Origin of the sequence: Streptomyces sp. NBC_00289 (assembly GCF_041435115.1) — a bacterium.
GTDB lineage: Bacteria > Actinomycetota > Actinomycetes > Streptomycetales > Streptomycetaceae > Streptomyces.
In genome coordinates this window covers 3,044,687-3,062,262 of record NZ_CP108046.1, presented here as the reverse complement: position 1 = coordinate 3,062,262, position 17,576 = coordinate 3,044,687, and the positions used below count along the sequence as shown (strand labels likewise).

General features: G+C 72.2%; 15 protein-coding genes. 7 read left to right on the top strand and 8 right to left on the bottom strand.

From position 1 onward, the window contains the following. The first annotated feature begins 4 nt into the window (after positions 1 to 4). Complete coding sequence (locus OG985_RS14045) at positions 5 to 1,849, top strand: thiamine pyrophosphate-requiring protein (protein WP_371668662.1); 1,845 nt, start codon at positions 5 to 7, stop codon at positions 1,847 to 1,849. Between the two features lie 283 nt (positions 1,850 to 2,132). Here OG985_RS14045 and OG985_RS14040 read toward each other — a convergent pair whose 3' ends face one another. Together OG985_RS14040 and OG985_RS14035 are read right to left on the bottom strand one after the other, a co-directional pair. Further along, positions 2,133 to 3,194, bottom strand: coding sequence for an SDR family oxidoreductase (locus tag OG985_RS14040; protein ID WP_371674367.1), 1,062 nt, complete (start codon positions 3,192 to 3,194; stop codon positions 2,133 to 2,135). 258 nt (positions 3,195 to 3,452) lie between these two features. Beyond that, positions 3,453 to 4,097: a TetR/AcrR family transcriptional regulator gene (locus OG985_RS14035; protein WP_371668661.1), complete on the bottom strand. Its 645-nt coding sequence runs from the start codon at positions 4,095 to 4,097 to the stop codon at positions 3,453 to 3,455. Between the two features lie 122 nt (positions 4,098 to 4,219). Between OG985_RS14035 and OG985_RS14030 the strand changes: the two genes are divergently transcribed. Beyond that, on the top strand, positions 4,220 to 5,839 hold the full coding sequence (locus OG985_RS14030; RefSeq protein WP_371668660.1) for an MFS transporter: 1,620 nt from the start codon (positions 4,220 to 4,222) through the stop codon (positions 5,837 to 5,839). A 658-nt stretch (positions 5,840 to 6,497) separates the two neighbouring features. Here the strand turns inward: OG985_RS14030 and OG985_RS14025 are convergent. From OG985_RS14025 to OG985_RS14005, 5 genes are all read right to left on the bottom strand, one after another. Further along, positions 6,498 to 7,214 (bottom strand): alpha/beta fold hydrolase, encoded by a 717-nt coding sequence (locus OG985_RS14025; RefSeq protein ID WP_371668659.1) that lies wholly within the window; start codon positions 7,212 to 7,214, stop codon positions 6,498 to 6,500. A gap of 50 nt (positions 7,215 to 7,264) precedes the next feature. Then, positions 7,265 to 8,236, bottom strand: coding sequence for an alpha/beta hydrolase (locus tag OG985_RS14020; protein ID WP_371668658.1), 972 nt, complete (start codon positions 8,234 to 8,236; stop codon positions 7,265 to 7,267). Between the two features lie 305 nt (positions 8,237 to 8,541). Further along, the gene (locus OG985_RS14015) at positions 8,542 to 9,456 is read right to left on the bottom strand and encodes a helix-turn-helix domain-containing protein (RefSeq protein ID WP_371668657.1); all 915 of its coding nucleotides are present in this window, start codon (positions 9,454 to 9,456) and stop codon (positions 8,542 to 8,544) included. Between the two features lie 115 nt (positions 9,457 to 9,571). After that, a complete protein-coding gene (locus tag OG985_RS14010) occupies positions 9,572 to 11,716 on the bottom strand; it encodes a BTAD domain-containing putative transcriptional regulator (protein ID WP_371668656.1) in 2,145 nt (714 codons plus the stop codon). 122 nt (positions 11,717 to 11,838) lie between these two features. Beyond that, positions 11,839 to 12,717: a helix-turn-helix domain-containing protein gene (locus OG985_RS14005; RefSeq protein ID WP_371668655.1), complete on the bottom strand. Its 879-nt coding sequence runs from the start codon at positions 12,715 to 12,717 to the stop codon at positions 11,839 to 11,841. 292 nt (positions 12,718 to 13,009) lie between these two features. On the opposite strand from OG985_RS14005, the gene OG985_RS14000 reads away from it, so the two are divergent. The 4 genes from OG985_RS14000 (at position 13,010) to OG985_RS13985 (ending at position 16,228) form a co-directional block, all read left to right on the top strand. Beyond that, positions 13,010 to 13,660, top strand: coding sequence for a hypothetical protein (locus OG985_RS14000; protein WP_371668654.1), 651 nt, complete (start codon positions 13,010 to 13,012; stop codon positions 13,658 to 13,660). Between the two features lie 46 nt (positions 13,661 to 13,706). Further along, on the top strand, positions 13,707 to 14,435 hold the full coding sequence (locus tag OG985_RS13995; protein WP_371668653.1) for a YcnI family protein: 729 nt from the start codon (positions 13,707 to 13,709) through the stop codon (positions 14,433 to 14,435). Positions 14,436 to 14,501: 66 nt separating this feature from the next. Then, complete coding sequence (locus tag OG985_RS13990; RefSeq protein WP_371668652.1) at positions 14,502 to 15,323, top strand: hypothetical protein; 822 nt, start codon at positions 14,502 to 14,504, stop codon at positions 15,321 to 15,323. A gap of 173 nt (positions 15,324 to 15,496) precedes the next feature. Beyond that, entirely contained in the window at positions 15,497 to 16,228 is a 732-nt protein-coding gene (locus OG985_RS13985) for a sigma-70 family RNA polymerase sigma factor (protein ID WP_371668651.1), read from the top strand. A 118-nt stretch (positions 16,229 to 16,346) separates the two neighbouring features. Here the strand turns inward: OG985_RS13985 and OG985_RS13980 are convergent, their stop codons facing one another. Beyond that, on the bottom strand, positions 16,347 to 16,928 hold the full coding sequence (locus OG985_RS13980; protein WP_371668650.1) for a MarR family winged helix-turn-helix transcriptional regulator: 582 nt from the start codon (positions 16,926 to 16,928) through the stop codon (positions 16,347 to 16,349). Positions 16,929 to 17,041: 113 nt separating this feature from the next. On the opposite strand from OG985_RS13980, the gene OG985_RS13975 reads away from it, so the two are divergent. Continuing rightward, a complete protein-coding gene (locus OG985_RS13975) occupies positions 17,042 to 17,557 on the top strand; it encodes a YceI family protein (RefSeq protein ID WP_371668649.1) in 516 nt (171 codons plus the stop codon). Positions 17,558 to 17,576 lie beyond the last annotated feature (19 nt).

Sequence of the window (17,576 nt, the reverse complement as noted above, 5' to 3'; positions counted from 1 at the left end):
GGCCATGGCCAGCATGAAGGTGTCCGACCACATCCTCCAACGGCTGCGCGAATGGGAGGTGGAGCACGTTTTCGCCTACGCCGGTGACGGCATCAACGGCCTGCTGGCGGCGTGGGGGCGTGCCGACAACCACCCGAAGTTCGTGCAGGCGCGGCACGAGGAGATGGCGGCCTTCCAGGCCGTGGGGTACGCCAAGTTCTCGGGCAAGGTGGGCGTCTGCGCGGCCACGTCGGGGCCGGGCGCGATCCATCTGCTCAACGGGCTCTACGACGCGAAACTCGACCACGTTCCCGTCGTCGCCCTGGTCGGGCAGACCAACCGCAGTGCGATGGGCGGCTCGTATCAGCAGGAGGTCGACCTGCAGAGCCTCTACAAGGACGTCGCCTCGGAGTTCTGCGAGACGGCGACGGTGCCCGAGCAGCTGCCCAACCTCATCGACCGGGCGATGCGTACCGCGTACGCCAAGCGGACCGTCACCGCGATCATCCTGCCCGCGGACGTGCAGGAACTCGACTACAGCCCGCCGAAGCACGCGTTCAAGATGGTGCCCTCCAGCCTGGGCCTGAGCCAGTACGCGCCGGTGCCCGCCGAGGAGGACATCGAGCGCGCGGCCGAGGTGCTCAACGCGGGCGAGAAGGTCGCCGTGCTCATCGGGCAGGGCGCCCGGAGCGCTCGCGCCGAGGTGGAGCAGGTGGCCGACGTCCTCGGAGCCGGTGTCGCCAAGGCGCTGCTCGGCAAGGACGTACTGCCCGACGACCTGCCCTATGTCACCGGCTCCATCGGGCTGCTCGGCACGCGTCCCTCCTACGAGCTGATGCAGGGCTGCGACACCCTGCTGATGATCGGCTCCAGTTTCCCGTACACGCAGTTCATGCCCGAACTCGACCAGGCCCGCGCGGTGCAGATCGACATCGACCCGCACATGATCGGCCTGCGCTACCCCTTCGAGGTCAACCTCGTCGGCGACGCCCGCGCGACGTTGCAGCGGCTGCTGCCGCTTCTGCACCGCCAGAAGAAGCGCGCCTGGCGGGAGAAGATCGAAAAGGACGTCGGCCGCTGGTGGGAGGTCATGCAGCGGCGCGCCGCCGTGGACGCGGACCCGATCAACCCGGAGTACGTGGTGCACGCCCTGGACGGCCGGCTTCCCGACGACGCCATTCTCAGCGCCGACTCCGGTTCCGCCGCGAACTGGTACGCCCGCCATCTGCGGCTGCGCGGCCGGATGCGCGGGTCGCTGTCCGGCACGCTGGCGACGATGGGGCCGGGCGTGCCGTACGCCATCGGCGCGAAGTTCGCCCATCCCGACCGTCCGGCCATCGCCCTCGTCGGTGACGGGGCGATGCAGATGAACGGCATGATGGAGATGGTCACGGCCGCCAAGTACTGGCGGGAGTGGTCCGATCCCCGGCTGGTGGTGGCCGTGCTGAACAACTGCGACCTCAACCAGGTCACCTGGGAGATGCGGGCCATGTCGGGCGCCCCGCAGTTCGAGGAGTCGCAGCACATCCCGGACCTGCCGTACGCGGAGATCGCCCAGCGCATGGGCCTGGACGGCGTACGGGTGGAGAAACCCGAACAGGTCGAGGCGGCCTGGGACCGGGCGCTCGCGGCCGACCGGCCCTTCGTCATCGACTTCCGCACCGACCCGGCCGTGCCGCCGATCCCGCCGCACGCCGACCTGGACCAGATCGAGGCGGCCGCGTCCTCGATCCTGCACGGCGACAGCGACCGGGGTTCCATGGTCAAGCAGGGCTTCAAGGCCAAGGTGCAGGAGATGCTGCCCGGCAGCCGGCATCGCCGCGACCGGCCCGGTGCGGGAGCGGGGGACAGCGCCGACGGGAACCAGTGAGCGGCGCGGCCCCCGCAGTGCTCCGCGACGGTCCGGCCGTGGAGCACGTGGTGTGGCCGCCTACCGCGTGCCCACCGACCTGCCGGGTGGTGACGCCACCCTGACCTGGGACGCCACCACCCTCGTCCTGGTCGAGGTCACCGCGGGCGGCCGGACGGGCCTCGGCTGGACCTACGGCTCGCCCGCCACCACCCCCGTCGTCGCGGGCGAACTCGCTTCGGTGGTCGAGGGACGCGACGCCTTCGACGTGCCCGCCGCCAACGACGCCATGAGCCGCGCGGGGTCAGTGCTTGCCGCGTCCCGTCGGGGTGAGCCGCCGCAGCACCGTGTAGCCGGCTGCCGCGACGCCGGTGGCCGCGGCGGCCCGGCCCAGCCGGTGTCGGGTCGCCCACCACTCGGGGCTGGAACCGTGGGCCCGGTCGTCGAAGACGCCGTGCGCGCCGTAGTCCTTCGTCTCGTCCGCCGGCTCGAAGAGGTTGCCGTGGCCCCCGGGCGGCGGGAGGGCGTCCGTCTGCTGTGAGCCGAAGCCGGTACGGGCCAGATAGTGGTCGAGCAGCCCGGGTACGACGGCGTTCGCCATCACCGTCAGCGCGGTGGAGGCGCCGACCCGGTACTCGCGCCGCCGCGGATGGTCGGCCGCGTACAGCACCGCGCGAGCGGCGACCTCCGGCTGGTAGATCGGCGGTACCGGCTGTGCGTGCCTGGGCAGATACGTCCGCAGCCAGCTGAACTGCGGTGTGTTGACCGCCGGCATCTGGACCATCGTGACCCGCACACCGGGCCTGTCGTGCAGCAGCTCGCAGCGCAGCGACTCGGTGAAGCCCCGGATCGCGTGCTTGGCGCCGCAGTACGCGCTCTGCAGCGGGATGCCCCGGTAGGCGAGGGCGGAGCCGACCTGCACGATGGTGCCGCGGTCACGTGGCCCCATACGGGTCAGGGCGGCCCGGGTACCGTGCACGTATCCCAGGTACGTCGACCTGGTGGTCTGCAGGAACTCCTCGGGCGAGACGTCGGTGAACCTGCCGAAGGCGGACGTGAAGGCGTTGTTCACCCACACGTCGATCGGCCCCAGTTCCTCCTCGGCGCGGCGGGCGGCCTCCTCCACCTGCTCCGGCTCCGCCATGTCGGTGACGACGGGCAGGGCTTGCCCGCCCGCCGCGCGTACCTCCGCCGCTGCCGCCTCCAGCCCCGCGCCGCCGCGGGCCAGCAGAGCGACCCGCGCGCCGCGCGCGGCGAACATCGCGGCCGTGGCCCGGCCGATCCCGGCACTGGCCCCGGTCACCACGACCGTCTGCTGCTTCCTCGTCACGGGCTTCATGAGCTTCATGGGGTTCACGGGCTTCATGGGCTTCATGGGCGCCTCTCGTCGTTCGTGCCGGTGTCAGGTACCTCGCTCGCGGTGGGAGAAAACAAGGCCCGCACGGGTTGGTCGGACCTCAGGCGTGGTGCGACGGGATTTCCCGCCGCCGAGCCGTTCTGTGCTGTGCCGTCGGGCCGGAAGGTCACCGACTCGCCGGAGAAGTGGGCGTCGATTCCGGTCGCCGTGGTGGTGACGGAGCGCGGGCGCGGGCCCTCGGGGATGTTCCGCAGAACTCACATGGGCTCAAAGGGGCTGGGGCGTACGACTGTTGCCGTGCAGGCGGGTGACGGTCGCGGCGGCGGACTCGCTGTCGACTCCCGCGGCGATCAGGGCCGCGGTGGCGGCGCGCGTGCCGTCGTCGGTCCACATCCCGGAGTTGACGCAATCCAGAAGTGCCCGCAGGTGCGCTTCGAGGGTTCTGCTCAGAGATCCGGGCGGGACGGTGCTGTGGAAGACGCCCTCCTGACGGCCGGCGGCGAGAATCCCGGCGACCGTGTCGCGGGCCGGGGCGAGCAGTTCGCTCACCCGGTCGTCGCCGAGGCCCCGGCGGGCGAGGCCGATCAGCGTGCGGTAGCGGTCGCCGACCGGCCACAGGGTGAGGACGAAGCGTGCCAGGGCACTCGCGGAGTCGGGGGCCGGTGTGCCGGTGTCGGCGATCGCCAGTCGTACGGCTTCCGCAGCGTCCGCGGTGAGTCCCTCGACGAGCGCGGCCCGGTCGGCGAAATGGACGTAGACGGTACGACGTGCCACCCCGGCGGCCTCGGCGATGCCGGCGAGGCTGCGGTCGGGGTCGCGGCCCAGTTCCCGCCGGGCCGCTTCCAGGATGCGGGCGCGGGTGACGCGGGCGCCGTGGCGGTGGGGCGGGGCCTTGGCCGGTCGGCCGGTCATATCGGTGGTTCCTCCCTGCTGCAGGGACTCCGGACATCTCACCGGCGATATTTGCACAGTGACGGGCAATAAACTAGGCTGCACATCAATGGGCAATTAACTCGTCCCGCTAGGAGCCCGCAATGCCCTTCCTCGCCACCACACCCGTCGACAAGATGACCGGGCCGTACGCACGCCGCTGGTGGGCCCTGCTCGTCCTGTGCCTGAGTCTGCTGATCGTGGTCATGGCGAACACCTCGCTGATCGTGGCCGCCCCCGACATGACGAAGGACCTGGGCCTCGGCAGCAGTGACCTGCAGTGGGTCATCGACGGCTACACCGTCCCGTACGCCGCGCTGATGCTTGTGCTGGGTTCGATCGGTGACAAGTACAGCCGCCGTGGCGCCCTCGTCACCGGTCTGGTGATCTTCGCGGGCGGCTCGGTGATGGGCAGCCTGGTCGACCAGACGTCCCTGGTCATAGCGGCTCGCGCGATCATGGGTGTCGGCGCCGCCGTCGTGATGCCGGCCACGCTGTCCCTGCTCGTCGCGATCTTCCCCAGGCGTGAGCGGGCCCGCGCCATCACCGCCTGGACGGCCACCTCCGGTCTCGCCATCGCCGTCGGCCCACTGGTGGCCGGCTGGCTGCTGAAGGACCACGCCTGGGGCTCGACCTTCCTGATCAACGTCCCCATCGCCCTGGTCGCCGTCATCGGCGCGCTGGCCCTGATCCCGCCGTCCAAGGCGCAGGGCATGGGCCGTATCGACGTCGTCGGCGGACTCCTGTCGATCGTCTCCGTCGGCTCCCTGGTCTACGCGACCATCGAGGGTCCCCACTTCGGCTGGGGCGTCGGCCCGGTCACCGCGGCGATCGTCGCGGGCGTGGGTCTGACCGCCTTCGTGGCCTGGGAGTTGCGCCACCCGCACCCCATGCTCGACGTGCGCAAGTTCGCGCTGCGCCCCTTCAGCGGCTCGATGCTCGCGGTGCTGTTCTTCTTCTTCGGCACCTTCGGCGCGATCTACTACGCAACCCAGTTCCTCCAGTTCGTCCTGAGCTACGACGCGCTGGAGACGGGCGTACGACTGCTGCCGCTGGCCGGAGCCGTGTTCGTGGGCGCCGCCGTCACGGGGCGGCTGACCCCGAAGCTGGGCATGAAGGCGATGGTCGCGGGCGGCATGGTGATCGGCACGGTGGGAGTCCTGCTGCTCGTCCCCGTCGACCAGGGCTCGACGTACACCGACTTCCTGCCGACGCTGCTGCTGCTGGGCTTCGCGATCGGCCTGAGCGTGTCCCCGGCCACCGACACCATCATGGGGTCCTTCCCGGAGAACGAACTGGGCGTCGGCGGCGGCGCCAACGACACCTCGCTGGAGCTCGGCGGCTCCCTCGGCATCGCGATCCTCGGCTCACTCCTCGGCACCGCCTACCGCGACAAGCTGACGGACCTGGTCGGCGGTCATCTCCCGGCCGCCGCGCTGGACACCGCCAAGGACTCGGTGGGCGGCGGCCTGGCGGTCGCCGAGCAGATCGCGAAGACCCCCTCGGCCGGCCCTCGGCAGGCACAGGTCCTCGTCGACGCCGTGCACGAGTCCTTCGCCCACGCCGTCGCCCAGACCAGCCTCGTCGGCGGCATCATCATGGCCGCCGGAACCATGATCGTCATCGCGGTCCTGCCCGGCTGGCGGGTCGGCCGCAAGGGTCGGCCGGAGGAGCCGGCGGCCTCGGAGGGCCGGGACGAGGAGTACGCCGACTCGACGCGGTGATCCCGGACCGGCCTGAGCGGCCCTCGCCGGTCGAACTGGCCAGGGCCGACTGGCTCGGGCCGACTGGCTCGGGCCGACTGGCTCGGGCCGACTGGCTCGGGCCGACTGGCTCGGGCAGGCCGGGACGGCCCGGGGCGTTCGGCGGGTGTCGGGCCACCTCCCGGGCGCGTCGTCCGGCGGGACGGCCCGCATCCGCGTCGACGCCAGGCCGATGCCGGCCGGCGACGGGCCGTGGGCGGTCGGGGACACCGCCGGCCGGGGCGCTGAACGTGACCGTGCGCGCGGAGGCGCCCGTCGAACGCCTCCAGCACATGCCGGGCCGCGACGCCTCGTCGGTGGCGGCGGGCGCGGCGGTCACCGTCCCGGCCGCGTCCGGGCACCGCCCCACGCATGACACAGGCCGCGCGGACGAACGCCCTGTCGGGAGTCCGTCCGCGCGGCCTGTCCGTGCCGGTCTTTGGCTATTGGGTGGGCGGCCGGCCGCCGGCTGCCAGTCGTGAGGCTGTCTGCGGCTTACGGCTTACGGCTTGCCGTCTGCGGCTTACGGCTTACGGCTTACCGTCTGCGGTCTGCGGTCTGCGGTCTGCGGTCTGCGGTCTGCGGTCTGCCGTCCGTCGGCGTGCTGCTTCTGGTCGTACGGCCGCTGCACGCCTCGCCGTCAGCTTGTTGCGCGTACCGCCTCGCGGATGAGGTCGGCGACCCGCTGGGGCTGGGACACCGCCACCGCGTGCGAGGCTCCCTCGAGTTCGACGATCGTGGCGCCCGCGCGCTTGGCGCCGAAGCGCTCGACCTCGGGGTTGATCGCCTGGTCGGCGCCGGCCACCAGTGCCCAGGACGGCTTCGTCTGCCACGCGGCCGCCGAGGCCGTCTCCGCGAACGCGGCGGCGGCCAGCGGACGCTGCGCCGCCGCCAGGACCTTGGTGACGGAGGCCGGCACGTCCGCGGCGAAGATCTCCGGATACGCCTCGGCCTTGATGGTGACCTCCACCGCGGGCTCCGTGCCCTCGCTGGGGTAGGTCCACTCCTTGAGGTTGCTGACGAGCTGCGACAGGGGGAAGCGCCCCTGCAGCTCGCCGAGGCTTTCGCCCTCCTCGAGGACATAGGCGGCGATGTAGACGAGCCCCACGACGTTCTGCGTGGTGCCGGCCACCGTGATCAGCGCACCGCCGTAGGAGTGGCCGACCAGCACGACCGGACCGTCGATCTGGGAGGCGACGGAGGCGATGTACGCGGCGTCCGACACCAGGCCCCGCAGCGGGTTGGGCGGTGCGAGCACGGGGATGCCGTGGTTCTGCAGCTCGGCGATGACTCCGGACCAGCTGCCGGCGTCGGCGAAGGCGCCGTGCACGAGAAGGACGGTGGGGGTGGTGGGCATGTCGGGTCTTCTCCCTGTGGGTGAGGCCGTGAAGGGCGGGGCGGGATGGGTCAGTTGCCGTGGAGCGCCGTGCGCAGGGTGCTGACGGCCAGCGTGATCGCGGCTTCGGCGGCGTGCGTCTCGCGCAGGGCGTTGAGCATCACGAAGTCGTGGATGATGCCCTGGAAGCGGACGGCGGTGACGGGGACGCCGGCCGTGCGCAGCTTGTTGGCGTACGCCTCGCCCTCGTCGCGCAGCACGTCGGCCTCGCCCGTGATGACCAGCGCCGGGGGCAGGCCGGTGAGCTGTTCGGTGGTGGCGCGCAGCGGGGACGCGGTGATCTGCGCCCGCTCGGCCTCGTCGGTCGTGTACTGGTCCCAGAACCACTGCATGCCGTCGCGGCGCAGGAAGTAGCCCTCCGCGAACTGGTGGTAGGAGCCGGTGTCGAAGTTCGCGTCCGTGACCGGGTAGAACAGCACCTGCTGGACCAGCGGGACGTCGCCGCGCTCCTTGGCCATCAGCGTCAGCGCGGCGGCCATGTTGCCGCCGACGGAGTCGCCGGCCACCGCCAGCCGCGAGCTGTCCAGGTTCTTGCCGGCGCCCTGCTCGACGACCCACCGCGCGACCGCGTAGTTCTGCTCGATGGCGACCGGGTAACGGACCTCCGGCGAGAGGTCGTACTCCGGGAAGACCACGGCGGCGCCCGCGCCGACCGCGAGTTCGCGCACCAGGCGGTCGTGCGTGTGCGCGTTGCCGAACACCCAGCCCGCACCGTGGATGTAGAAGATCACCGGCAGGCTGCCCTCGGCACCGGCGGGACGTACGATGCGGGCCCGGACGCTGCCCGTCGGACCGCCCTCGACCGTGATCCATTCCTCGTCGATCCGCGGCTTCTCGATGTCGCCGGACTGCACCTCGTCGACCGCCTTGCGGCCCTCCGCGGGCGCCAGGTCGAAGAGGTAGGGCGGGTTGGCGGTCGCCTCGGCGAAGGCGGCTGCCGCCGGCTCCAGGACGGGCTTGACCGGCTCGACGGTGTCGGACATCTGATGCTCCTGAGTTTCGTTGCTGCGCCGTGGCTTGATGTGACGTCGCTTGACGCGCTGTTGCTTCTCGCGCCGTGTGGCATGGCTGACGCGCCTGGGGCGAGGGATGAATGTGCCGCGGCGCTTCGTGCGACACGCTAAAGCGGTACGGCGGAAGGGAGTTGCCCACGAGTGCACGGGCGTCGACCTCACAGCGCACGAAGGGCGCCACAGTGCGCTTGCGCTGTCGTGCGGGTGCGGGTGCGGGTGCGTAGGTGCGTAGGTGCGTAGGTGCGTGGTGCGTAGGGTGCGCGACTCCGGCCGGGTCACCCGGCGCGGCGCGGCCGTGCTCCCCGGCCGGCCGTGTCCCGCCACTCGCTGGGGGACATGCCGTACGCGGCCCGGAACACCCGGCTGAAGTGCGTGGCGCTCAGGAAGCCCCAGCGGCCGGCGACCGCCGCGATCGTCTGCCGGTCCCGGACCCGGTACAGCAGGTCGCGCCGGCACTCCTCCAGGCGGCGACGCTGGATCCACCGGCCGACCGTGGTGCCCTCGTCCTGGAACAGCCGGTGCAGGTAGCGCACCGAGATGTGCTGGGCCGCCGCGATCGCCTCGGGGGACAGGTCCGGGTCGGCCAGATGCAGGTCGATGTACCGCTGGATGCGCGACACCAGCGGTGAGTGGACGCGGGGGGTGCCTGTCGCGTCCTTGCCCAGGTGGCCGGTGGCCAGGGTGGCCAGGAGGTTCACGGCGTTCCAGGCGAGCAGCTCGGCGACCGGCGGCCGGGACGAGGAGACGGTGTCGGCGAGTTCGGACAGGAACGGCGACAGCAGTGTGCCCAGCCGGGAGGACCGGCCGACCGGGGCCGCCATGACCCGCCGCAGGTCGCGTTCCTCGAGCCCCAGCGCCTCGCGCGGGACCAGGAAGACCTTCAGACGGACGTGCTCGGGGGCGTCGAGCGCCGGCGGCCGGTCCGCGTCGTAGAAGCAGATGTCCCCGGGGCCGACGGTGACCTCCCGGAGCCGCCGCACGTCGGTCGCAGGAGTGGCGGGGGCGGGGGTGGTGCTGCCCCGGACGCCGACGAAGAGGTACTCGCCCGGGCCGGGTACGACGAACCGGTGGGCCGCCGGCTCGGGCTGCCCGGCTCCGCCGGCAGGGGCGGGCAGCCGCGTCGGTGCCCGGTCGGTGACGACGATGTCGAGGCCCATGGGCATCCGGCACACCTGTTCCTGCCACACCATCTGTCCTCGCTTCCAGGCCGGCTGAAGAAACCGTCCTTCACTTCGGGTGGAGCCTAAGAAGGAGGAAGTGCAAAAGAAGTGACGGGCGAGTGACAGTCCAGACCGAGACGGGCGGTCAGGTGTGCTTCGTGCGGGTGTCGTCGTGGTCGGAGAGGTGTTGCCACGCGGCATGCCGTTCGGCCGGGGAGTCGTGTGCCGCGCCGAGTTCGGCGGCGAACACGCGCAGCAGGTCGTGCGTGGCGTAGTGGCCCGGCGTGTGTTCGGTGACGAGGTGGGCGTCGGCGAGTTCCTCGAGGACCAGCCGTGCCGTGCGGGCCGGGACGGCGGCGAGGGCCGCCGCCGCGGCCGCGGTGAGGTCGGGGCCCGGGTGCGGTGACAGCAACCGGAACAGCCGGGCGCTCTCGGGCCGCAGACGCCGGTAGGAGCAGGTGAAGGCGGTGCGTACGTCGGCCGCCCCGTCCGGGTCCGCGAACGCGTCGAGGCTGTTTCGCCCGGCACGCAGCGCGGTGGCGATGGCCGCGAGCGGAAAGTCCGGCCGGGTGACGGCGCGGGCGGCCACTCCGGCCAGGGCCAGCGGCAGCCGGCCGCAACGCGCGACGATCTCGTCCACCGCCTCCGGTTCGGCGGCCAGGCGCCGGTGGCCCACGCGCACGGCCAGCAGGGCCCGCGCGTCCTCCGCCGACGGCAGGTCCAGGCGCAGCGGGAGGGCACCGGAGGCGACCAGACCGGACAGGCCGTTGCGGCTGGTGACCAGTGTCAGGCAGCCGGGCGACGCGGGCAGCAGTGGCCTGACCTGCTCGGTGTCGAGGGCGTCGTCCAGCAGGAGGAGCAGCCGTCGGCCCGGCAGCAGGCTGCGGTACAGGCCGGCGAGGGCACCGCGGTCCGCCGGTATCCGCCGTGGCGCCACGCCGAGCGCGGCGAGCATCGCGCGCAGGGCGTCCTCCGGCCGCAGCGGCGCCCGGGACGGCGCGGACCCCCGCAGGTCGACGTAGAGCTGACCGTCCGGAAAGCGGTCGGCGACCTCGTGCGCCCAGCGGACCGCGAGCGCGGACTTCCCGATCCCCGGCATCCCGCTGATCAGGACCGTCGCGGGTGCCCCGGTGCGGTGCGGCGTCGTCGTTCCGGTGTGGTCCGGTCTGGTCCCGGTGCCGTCCGTCGTCGTTCCGGTGTCGTCCGGTCGGGTCTCGCTGCGGCCCGGCGTCGTTCCCGTGCCGTGCCGTCTGGTCTCGGTACCGTCGTCCGTCCTTGCCCCGGTACCGTCTCTCCTTGCCCCGGTGTCGTCCGACGTGCCTCCGGAGCCGTACGACCTGCCTCCGGAGCCGTACGCCCCGGCCCCTGTGCCGTCCGACGTCGCCCCGGTGACGATGTTCCGCAGGGTGTCGAGCTCCGTCCGCCTGCCGGTGAAGACCTTCAGGCCGGGCGGCAACTGGGCGGCTCGGACCAGTGGTTGCGGCACCACGAGCTCGGTCGCGTGCCGCGCCCGGTCGACGCCGGTGCCGCCCGGCCGCAACTCCTGGCGGAGCACCCGGGTGTGCGCCGCGGACAGCTCGGCACCCGGCCCCACCCCCAACTCCCGTGTCAGCAGCCGCCGTACGCTCTCGTACGCGTCCAGGGCCTGGGCCTGGAGGCCGGCGGTGGCGAGGGCCATGACGAGTCGGGCGTGCAACGACTCGTTCAACGGGTCGAGTTGGAGGGCCTGACGCAGCCGTGGCAGGACGTCCTGCGTCCTGCCGCACAGCAGCGCCGCGTCGGCCGCCATCGTCGTCGTGTGCACCAGTTCGCGCTCGACCTCGGCGAACACGGCGTGCTCGCGCACCGAAGCGGGGATCCCCATGGCGACGGGTCCCCGCCATGCGCTCAGTGCCTCGACGAAGTGCCGCAGCGCCACCTCGGGCCGACCGGTGGCCGCGGCCCGCTTGCCGCGCTTGGTGAGGCCGCGGAACCGCAGCAGGTCGACCTCGTCGTCGGCGGCCTCCAGCAGGTAGCCGCCGGGCCGGCGCGGCAGGCGCTTTCCGGGCGCCCTGGGCGGCAGACCGGGTTCCAGCAGCCGCCGCAGCGCACCGACGTAACGGCGTACGACGTTGACCGCGCTGGCCGGCGGCCGCCCGGGCCAGAGCACGTCGACGATCCCGCCCGCCGTCACGGGCTGACCGGCCTGCACCACGAGCAGGCCCAGCAGGGCGCGTTGCTGCGGGAACCCGAGATCGAGTTCCCTCTCCCCCTCGCGCACCCGAAGAGGACCCAGTACCTCGAACCGCATCAACTGTCGGAACTCCGTCTTGCTGCAGGGACAGGCGGGAGGGCGACGGAACCCCCTCGTGCCGGCCGCTCCCCGCTCGCAGCGTAGAGCCGCCGACCCGGCGAACGCCCGCGCGTACTGCGCTATGAGACGGGAAGCGGTGTGTTCCCGGCCGGAGGCGTGAGCGGTGGCGACGCCGCCCGGGCCTGCCATGCACTGGGCGACATGCCGTAGGCATCCCGGAAGGCCCGGCTGAAGTGCGACGGACTGGTGAATCCCCAGCGGTGCGCCACGGCGGCCACGGTGAGCCTGCGCTGCGGTGGCCGGTCCAGGTCGCGTCGGCAGGCGTCGAGCCTGCGCTGCCGTACCCATTGACCGACCGTCGTGCCCTCGCTCCGGAAGAGCTTGTGCAGATAGCGGACGGAGATGTGGTGGGCGAGCGCGATCGACTCCGGAGACAGGTCCGGGTCCGTCAGGTGCAGTTCGACGAAGTCGCGGATGCGGGACAGCGTCCGGGCGCCGACGTCCGTCGGGCCGGCCGTCCGTGTGCCGAGGAGTTCCGTGACGAGTACGGCGAGGAGGTCCACCGCGTTGCGGGCGAGCCGGTCACCGACGCGCGTGCGGCGCAGGGCCGCCTCGGAGGCGAGAAGGGTCAGGAAGTTCGACACCAGCGCCGACACGCCGTCCGCGCAGCTCAGGGGCGTTCCGGTGATGCGGCGCAGCTCGGATTCGGTGATCCCCAGGCAGCTACGCGGTATGCGGAAGACCGCCATCCGGACGTCGTAGCCGAAGCGTGGGAGGCCGGCCGGGCCCGGGGCGCAGAAGACGATGTCGCCGGGTGCGAGCGACACCTCGGCACCGTCGTGCGGGACCGTGACCGCACCCCGGGCGTGCACGGCGGCGTACAGGGCGTCGTCGACCGTCGTGTCCGCGTCCGCCGACCAGGGCAGGGCGAGTTCGCCCGAGCCGTCGGACCGGAGCACGGAGACGCTCAGCTCGCCGAGACCGTCACCGACCGGCACCGGCCACCTCCTCGACCGGGAACTTCTCCACGCCGCCCTGTAACAGGGTGTGGAAGACGTGGGGGCGGCGGAACCGTCCGGTCATGAGTGCGGTCATGAAGTGTCCTCTCTCGGTGCCCACTTTTGAGAAGTTCTACAGAGCGAGGATCAGGGCGGACAATTTCCAGAACCACGAGTGCACTGTTCTTTCCCCGTGGCGCACAGTTGGCGGGTCCGGTGACGGTCCGGGGACACCGACCAGGTCCGCCGACCGGCCCCGGGAGCCCGGCGGGGCGTGGCAGTATCAGGCGCCATGAGGGCGTCCCCTGCGGTACGTGGCCTGCGCGCGGCGGTGTTCGCGGCGCTGTGCGTGCTGCTCGCCACCGGGGGACACGTACTGGCGACCGGGATGGTGCCGCCGGTGTGGGCCCAGGCCGTCGCGTTCCTGCCGCTCTGTGCCGCCGGTTACCTGCTCGGCGGCCGGGAGCGGTCCCTCGCCGCCATCGGCGCCGCGACGCTGACGGCACAGGGTGGTCTCCACCTCGCCTTCGACGCGGTCCGGCCGCATACCGCGACGGCCATGCGGGGCATGCAGGGGATGGGTAGCGGCCGTGCCTCGCATGTCGCGCACATGATGCACGGCGTGCGCATGGTGCAGCCGCACATGGTGAACGCGCACGCGCTGACGCCACACGCCACCGCCGCCCATGTCTCGGCCGCCGTCGTGCTGACCTGGTGGCTGCGGCGCGGAGAGGCGGCCCTGTGGTCGCTGCTGCGCCGGGCCCTCGCGTTCGTCCCGGGGCTCGCCGCCTGGTGGCAGGTGAACAGCGGGGTGCGGGGCGTACCGGCCGGGCTTGGTCCCGTACGCCCGGCGGTCGACGACCCACCGTCACCTCGGCGGGTCCTGCTGCGGCACGCGGTGCGGCGGCGCGGCCCGCCGACGGAGATTTCGTTCGCGATCTGACGAAATGTCCCCCGCACACCTCATGAGTACGGAGATCCACTCACCCATGTCCCGAACCCGCTCCACCCTCCGTCGCGCCGGAATCGTGACCGCGCTCGCCGCCGGCTCGGTCCTGACCGCCGCGGGCATCGCCTCCGCGCATGTCACCGTCCACCCGGAGAGTTACGCCAAGGGCGCCACGGACGGTGTCCTCACCTTCCGTGTCCCCAACGAGGAGGACACCGCCGCCACCACGAAGGTGCAGGTCTTCCTGCCCACCGACCACCCGGTCCTGGGCGTTCTCGTCTCCCCGCACGACGGCTGGACCGCCAAGGTGACGACCACGAAGCTCACGACCCCGGTCAAGACGGACGACGGCACCATCACCGACGCGGCGTCGGAGGTCACCTGGACCGGCGGCACAATCCGACCGGGCCAGTACGAGGACTTCGACATCGCCTTCGGTCAACTCCCCGACACCGCCGGCCGGCTCACCTTCAAGACCTTGCAGACGTACTCCGACAACAAGGTCGTCCGCTGGATCGACGAGGCCGGTCAGGACGGGCAGGAACCGGAGAACCCGGCGCCGGTCGTGCGGTTGACCGCGGCCGGTGGCTCGCCGACCGGCTCCGCGAGCGGCGCGGGCGTTGCGAGCGCCAAGACCGCCCAGTCGGCGGCCTCGGCGAGCGACTCGACCGCGCGCGGCCTCGGCATCGCCGGCCTGGTGGTCGGCGTACTGGGCCTGGCTGCCGGGGCGTTTGCCGTCGTGCGCGGCCGCACGCGCACCGGCGGCTGAGCAGGGCGCCGGGGATTTCCGTACCCAAGCACGACGGCCGACCCCCGGATGCGAGGATGAGGCGCCATGACCGCAGGGTGGGGATCACGCACGGTACGGGCCGCGGTGTTCGCGGCCGTCTGTGTGCTGCTCGCCGCCCTCGGCCATGTCCTCATGTCAGGCCGACACGTGCCCGCCTGGGCCGTGGCCGTGGGTCTGGCCGCCACCGCGGGCACGGGCTGGTGTCTCGCCGGCCGTGAGCGCGGCCTGCCGGTCGTCGTGGCGGTCGTGGTCGCCGCCCAGACGGCCCTCCACTCGGCGTTCTCCCTCGCACAACCGACCGGGCGCGCCACCGGGTTGGCCGGCTGGGGCTTCCCCGACATGAGTGCCGCGGACATGTGGTCGCCACACATGGGGGATGGGGGTCAGAGGACCGCGAACATGGGTCCTGCGGATATGGGCGGCGCGGACATGGGGTCAATGCCCATGAACCCGGGCCCCCTTGCCCCCATGGAAGTGATGCCCATGAACCCGATGAACCACATGGGCATGGGGCACATGGGCACGGACCACATGGCTATGGACCACATGGGCATGGACCACGTGAACCAGCTGGGGCACTCGACGGGTGGCGGTACGTCGTCCCTCGGCATGCTCGCCGCGCACCTGCTGGCCGCGCTGCTGTGCGGCCTGTGGCTCGCCCACGGGGAACGGGCGGCCTTCCGCGTCCTGCGGGCGGTCGCCGCCCGGCTGGCGGCCCCGCTGCGGTTGCTGCTCGCGCTGCCCACACCGCCGCACCGCCCGCGCCCCCACGCCCGCCGCCGTCACGCGGGGAGGGCGCCCCGCCTGCTCCTCCTCGTCCACGCGATCACCTCTCGGGGCCCACCGCCGGGGACGGCTGTCGTCTGAGGACAGCCCGCGACCCGGGATCGCCCCAGTGCGCCCCGGGCTTCGGCCGTACGCCCGCGCAAGCGCCGTAGGGCCGTCTCCCCTGCGCCGGACACCGGACCCACGCGTGCGTACGCGACCAACCGCGTATGCGCGCGCCGTCCGGACTCCGGATGACCTGAGAAGGACACCAGGTGATCACTCCTGTGCTGACCGCCCCGCGCGGAAAAGGCGACGAAAGCGGCAAGGAACCCGAGTGCATACCCGGGTCGTCCGACGAGTCGATCACCGCCTGGGCGCTCGCCGCCCGAGGTGGTGACGCGGACGCCGTCGAGCACTTCGTCCGCGCCCTGCACCGCGACGTCCTGCGCTACGTCGCCCATCTGTGCGCCGATCCCCAGGCGGTGGACGACCTTGCGCAGGACACGTTCCTGCGGGCGCTCGGCAGCCTGCACCTGTTCGAGGGCCGCTCCTCGGCCCGCGCCTGGCTGCTGTCCATCGCCCGCCGCGCGGTGATCGACGGCTACCGCCGCACCGCCGCCCGGCCGCGCCTGTGCGACGCGCCTGACTGGCAGCTGGCCGTCGAGCACGCCCAGCCGCGCGGCCTGCCCGGCTTCGACGACGGAGTGGTGCTGCTCGACCTGCTGGCGAGGTTGCCCGAGGAGCGGCGGGAGGCGTTCGTCCTCACCCAGTTGCTCGGCCTGCCCTACGCGGAAGCGGCCTTGGTGAGCGGCTGCCCCGTCGGCACCCTGCGCTCACGCGTGGCCCGGGCCCGCGCGACGCTCGTCCACTTGCTGGCCGACCCGAGCGAGTCCGTCGGCCCGTCGGCCGACACCGACCGGACGGCGGCAAGCCGGGCAACAAGCCCGGCAACATGGGCAGCGGCAAGGCAGGCGGTCCGACCGCCCGCCGTGCCGATCGCCTGATCCGACGCCCATCCCCGGGGCCGCCGCCCTGGCCCTCGCCGTCGCAGGCGCGCACCGAACGTGTGCACCGCTGCGTGCACCGGACGTGTGCACCGACTGCGACGGCGACGGCCGGTTCCTACTCCGCGTTCATCTCCACCGCGTTCGTCCCCTCCGCGTTCATCTCCTCCACGTTCATCCCCTCCGCGCCCATTGCCTCCGCGTTCATCTCCCCGGCCAGGCCCGGCAGCAGTCCGCACACCGCCTCCCGCTGGGCCGGACCGACGAACTGGGCCAGGGCCCGGGTGACGGTCTCGGCGAGGGCCCCGGAGGTCTCCGTGAGCAGCTCTCTCGCCTTGTCGGTGAGGGCCACCTCCACGCCTCGCTTGTCGCCGCACACCGACTTGCGGGTGACGAGTCCCGCGTGCTGGAGGCAGGCGATCTGGTAGGTGAGCCGGGTCTTGGGGCGGCCCAGGAGTTCGGCGACCCGGGTCATGCGCAGGCCCGCTCCGGGCTGTTCGGCCAGCAGGCAGAGGATGAGGAACTCGTCGTGCGACACGTCGAGGCGTTTCTTGACCACGGAACGCAGCTGCTGTTCCACCGCCCCCGTCGCCCCCACCAGCAGCATCCACGCGCGCAGCTCGGCCGGCAGGAGTCCGCCGCCGCCCTGCGCGGCGGGACATTCGGGCAGGTCGGTGGCGTGCTCGTCGGGGTCGGCCATGTGTCGAGTGTACCTGTTGTTCATTTTTGGATGAGGGGCTTGTTCAGATTTGGATTACAGACTAGCGTGAGGTCATCCAAATTTGTACGAAGAACGAGAGCGGGAGAAAGATCATGACCGTCGCTGTGGAAACCGGCCTGTGGCAGCTCGACCCGACCGCGTCCACGGTCGCCCTGCGCCACCGGACGATGTGGGGGCTCGTCACGGTGAAGGGCGCCTTCGCCGCGATCGCCGGCCAGGGCGAGGTCCGCCCCGACGGGTCGGCCGTGGGCACCGTGACCCTGGACGTCGCCTCCCTGGACACCGGGAACGCCAAGCGGGACACGCACCTGCGCTCCGCCGACTTCTTCGATGCCGACAACCACCCCGAGATCACCTTCGCCGCCCGCAGCGCCGAACTCCGCGAGGGCGACACCGTGCACGTCATCGGTCAGCTGACCGTGCGCGGCGTCAGCAGGCCGCTCTCCTTCACCGGCAGCCTCGGGGCAGCCGACGCGGCCGGGTTCACGCTGAACGCCGAAGTCACGGTGGACCGGGCTCAGTTCGGCATGACCTGGAACCAGCTGGGCATGATCCGCGGCCTGACCACGATCGCCACCACGCTCCGCTTCACCAGGACAGCCGCCTGATCCGACCCGAGGCGCGACG

What these genes read in the sequence shown, in the direction of transcription:
- OG985_RS14045 (WP_371668662.1), top strand. Translation starts at nt 5, where the DNA reads ATGGCCAGCATGAAGGTGTCCGACCACATCCTCCAACGGCTGCGCGAA.
- OG985_RS14040 (WP_371674367.1), bottom strand. Translation starts at nt 3,194, where the DNA reads ATGAAGCCCGTGAACCCCATGAAGCTCATGAAGCCCGTGACGAGGAAG.
- OG985_RS14035 (WP_371668661.1), bottom strand. Translation starts at nt 4,097, where the DNA reads ATGACCGGCCGACCGGCCAAGGCCCCGCCCCACCGCCACGGCGCCCGC.
- OG985_RS14030 (WP_371668660.1), top strand. Translation starts at nt 4,220, where the DNA reads ATGCCCTTCCTCGCCACCACACCCGTCGACAAGATGACCGGGCCGTAC.
- OG985_RS14025 (WP_371668659.1), bottom strand. Translation starts at nt 7,214, where the DNA reads ATGCCCACCACCCCCACCGTCCTTCTCGTGCACGGCGCCTTCGCCGAC.
- OG985_RS14020 (WP_371668658.1), bottom strand. Translation starts at nt 8,236, where the DNA reads ATGTCCGACACCGTCGAGCCGGTCAAGCCCGTCCTGGAGCCGGCGGCA.
- OG985_RS14015 (WP_371668657.1), bottom strand. Translation starts at nt 9,456, where the DNA reads ATGGTGTGGCAGGAACAGGTGTGCCGGATGCCCATGGGCCTCGACATC.
- OG985_RS14010 (WP_371668656.1), bottom strand. Translation starts at nt 11,716, where the DNA reads ATGCGGTTCGAGGTACTGGGTCCTCTTCGGGTGCGCGAGGGGGAGAGG.
- OG985_RS14000 (WP_371668654.1), top strand. Translation starts at nt 13,010, where the DNA reads ATGAGGGCGTCCCCTGCGGTACGTGGCCTGCGCGCGGCGGTGTTCGCG.
- OG985_RS13995 (WP_371668653.1), top strand. Translation starts at nt 13,707, where the DNA reads ATGTCCCGAACCCGCTCCACCCTCCGTCGCGCCGGAATCGTGACCGCG.
- OG985_RS13990 (WP_371668652.1), top strand. Translation starts at nt 14,502, where the DNA reads ATGACCGCAGGGTGGGGATCACGCACGGTACGGGCCGCGGTGTTCGCG.
- OG985_RS13980 (WP_371668650.1), bottom strand. Translation starts at nt 16,928, where the DNA reads ATGGCCGACCCCGACGAGCACGCCACCGACCTGCCCGAATGTCCCGCC.
- OG985_RS13975 (WP_371668649.1), top strand. Translation starts at nt 17,042, where the DNA reads ATGACCGTCGCTGTGGAAACCGGCCTGTGGCAGCTCGACCCGACCGCG.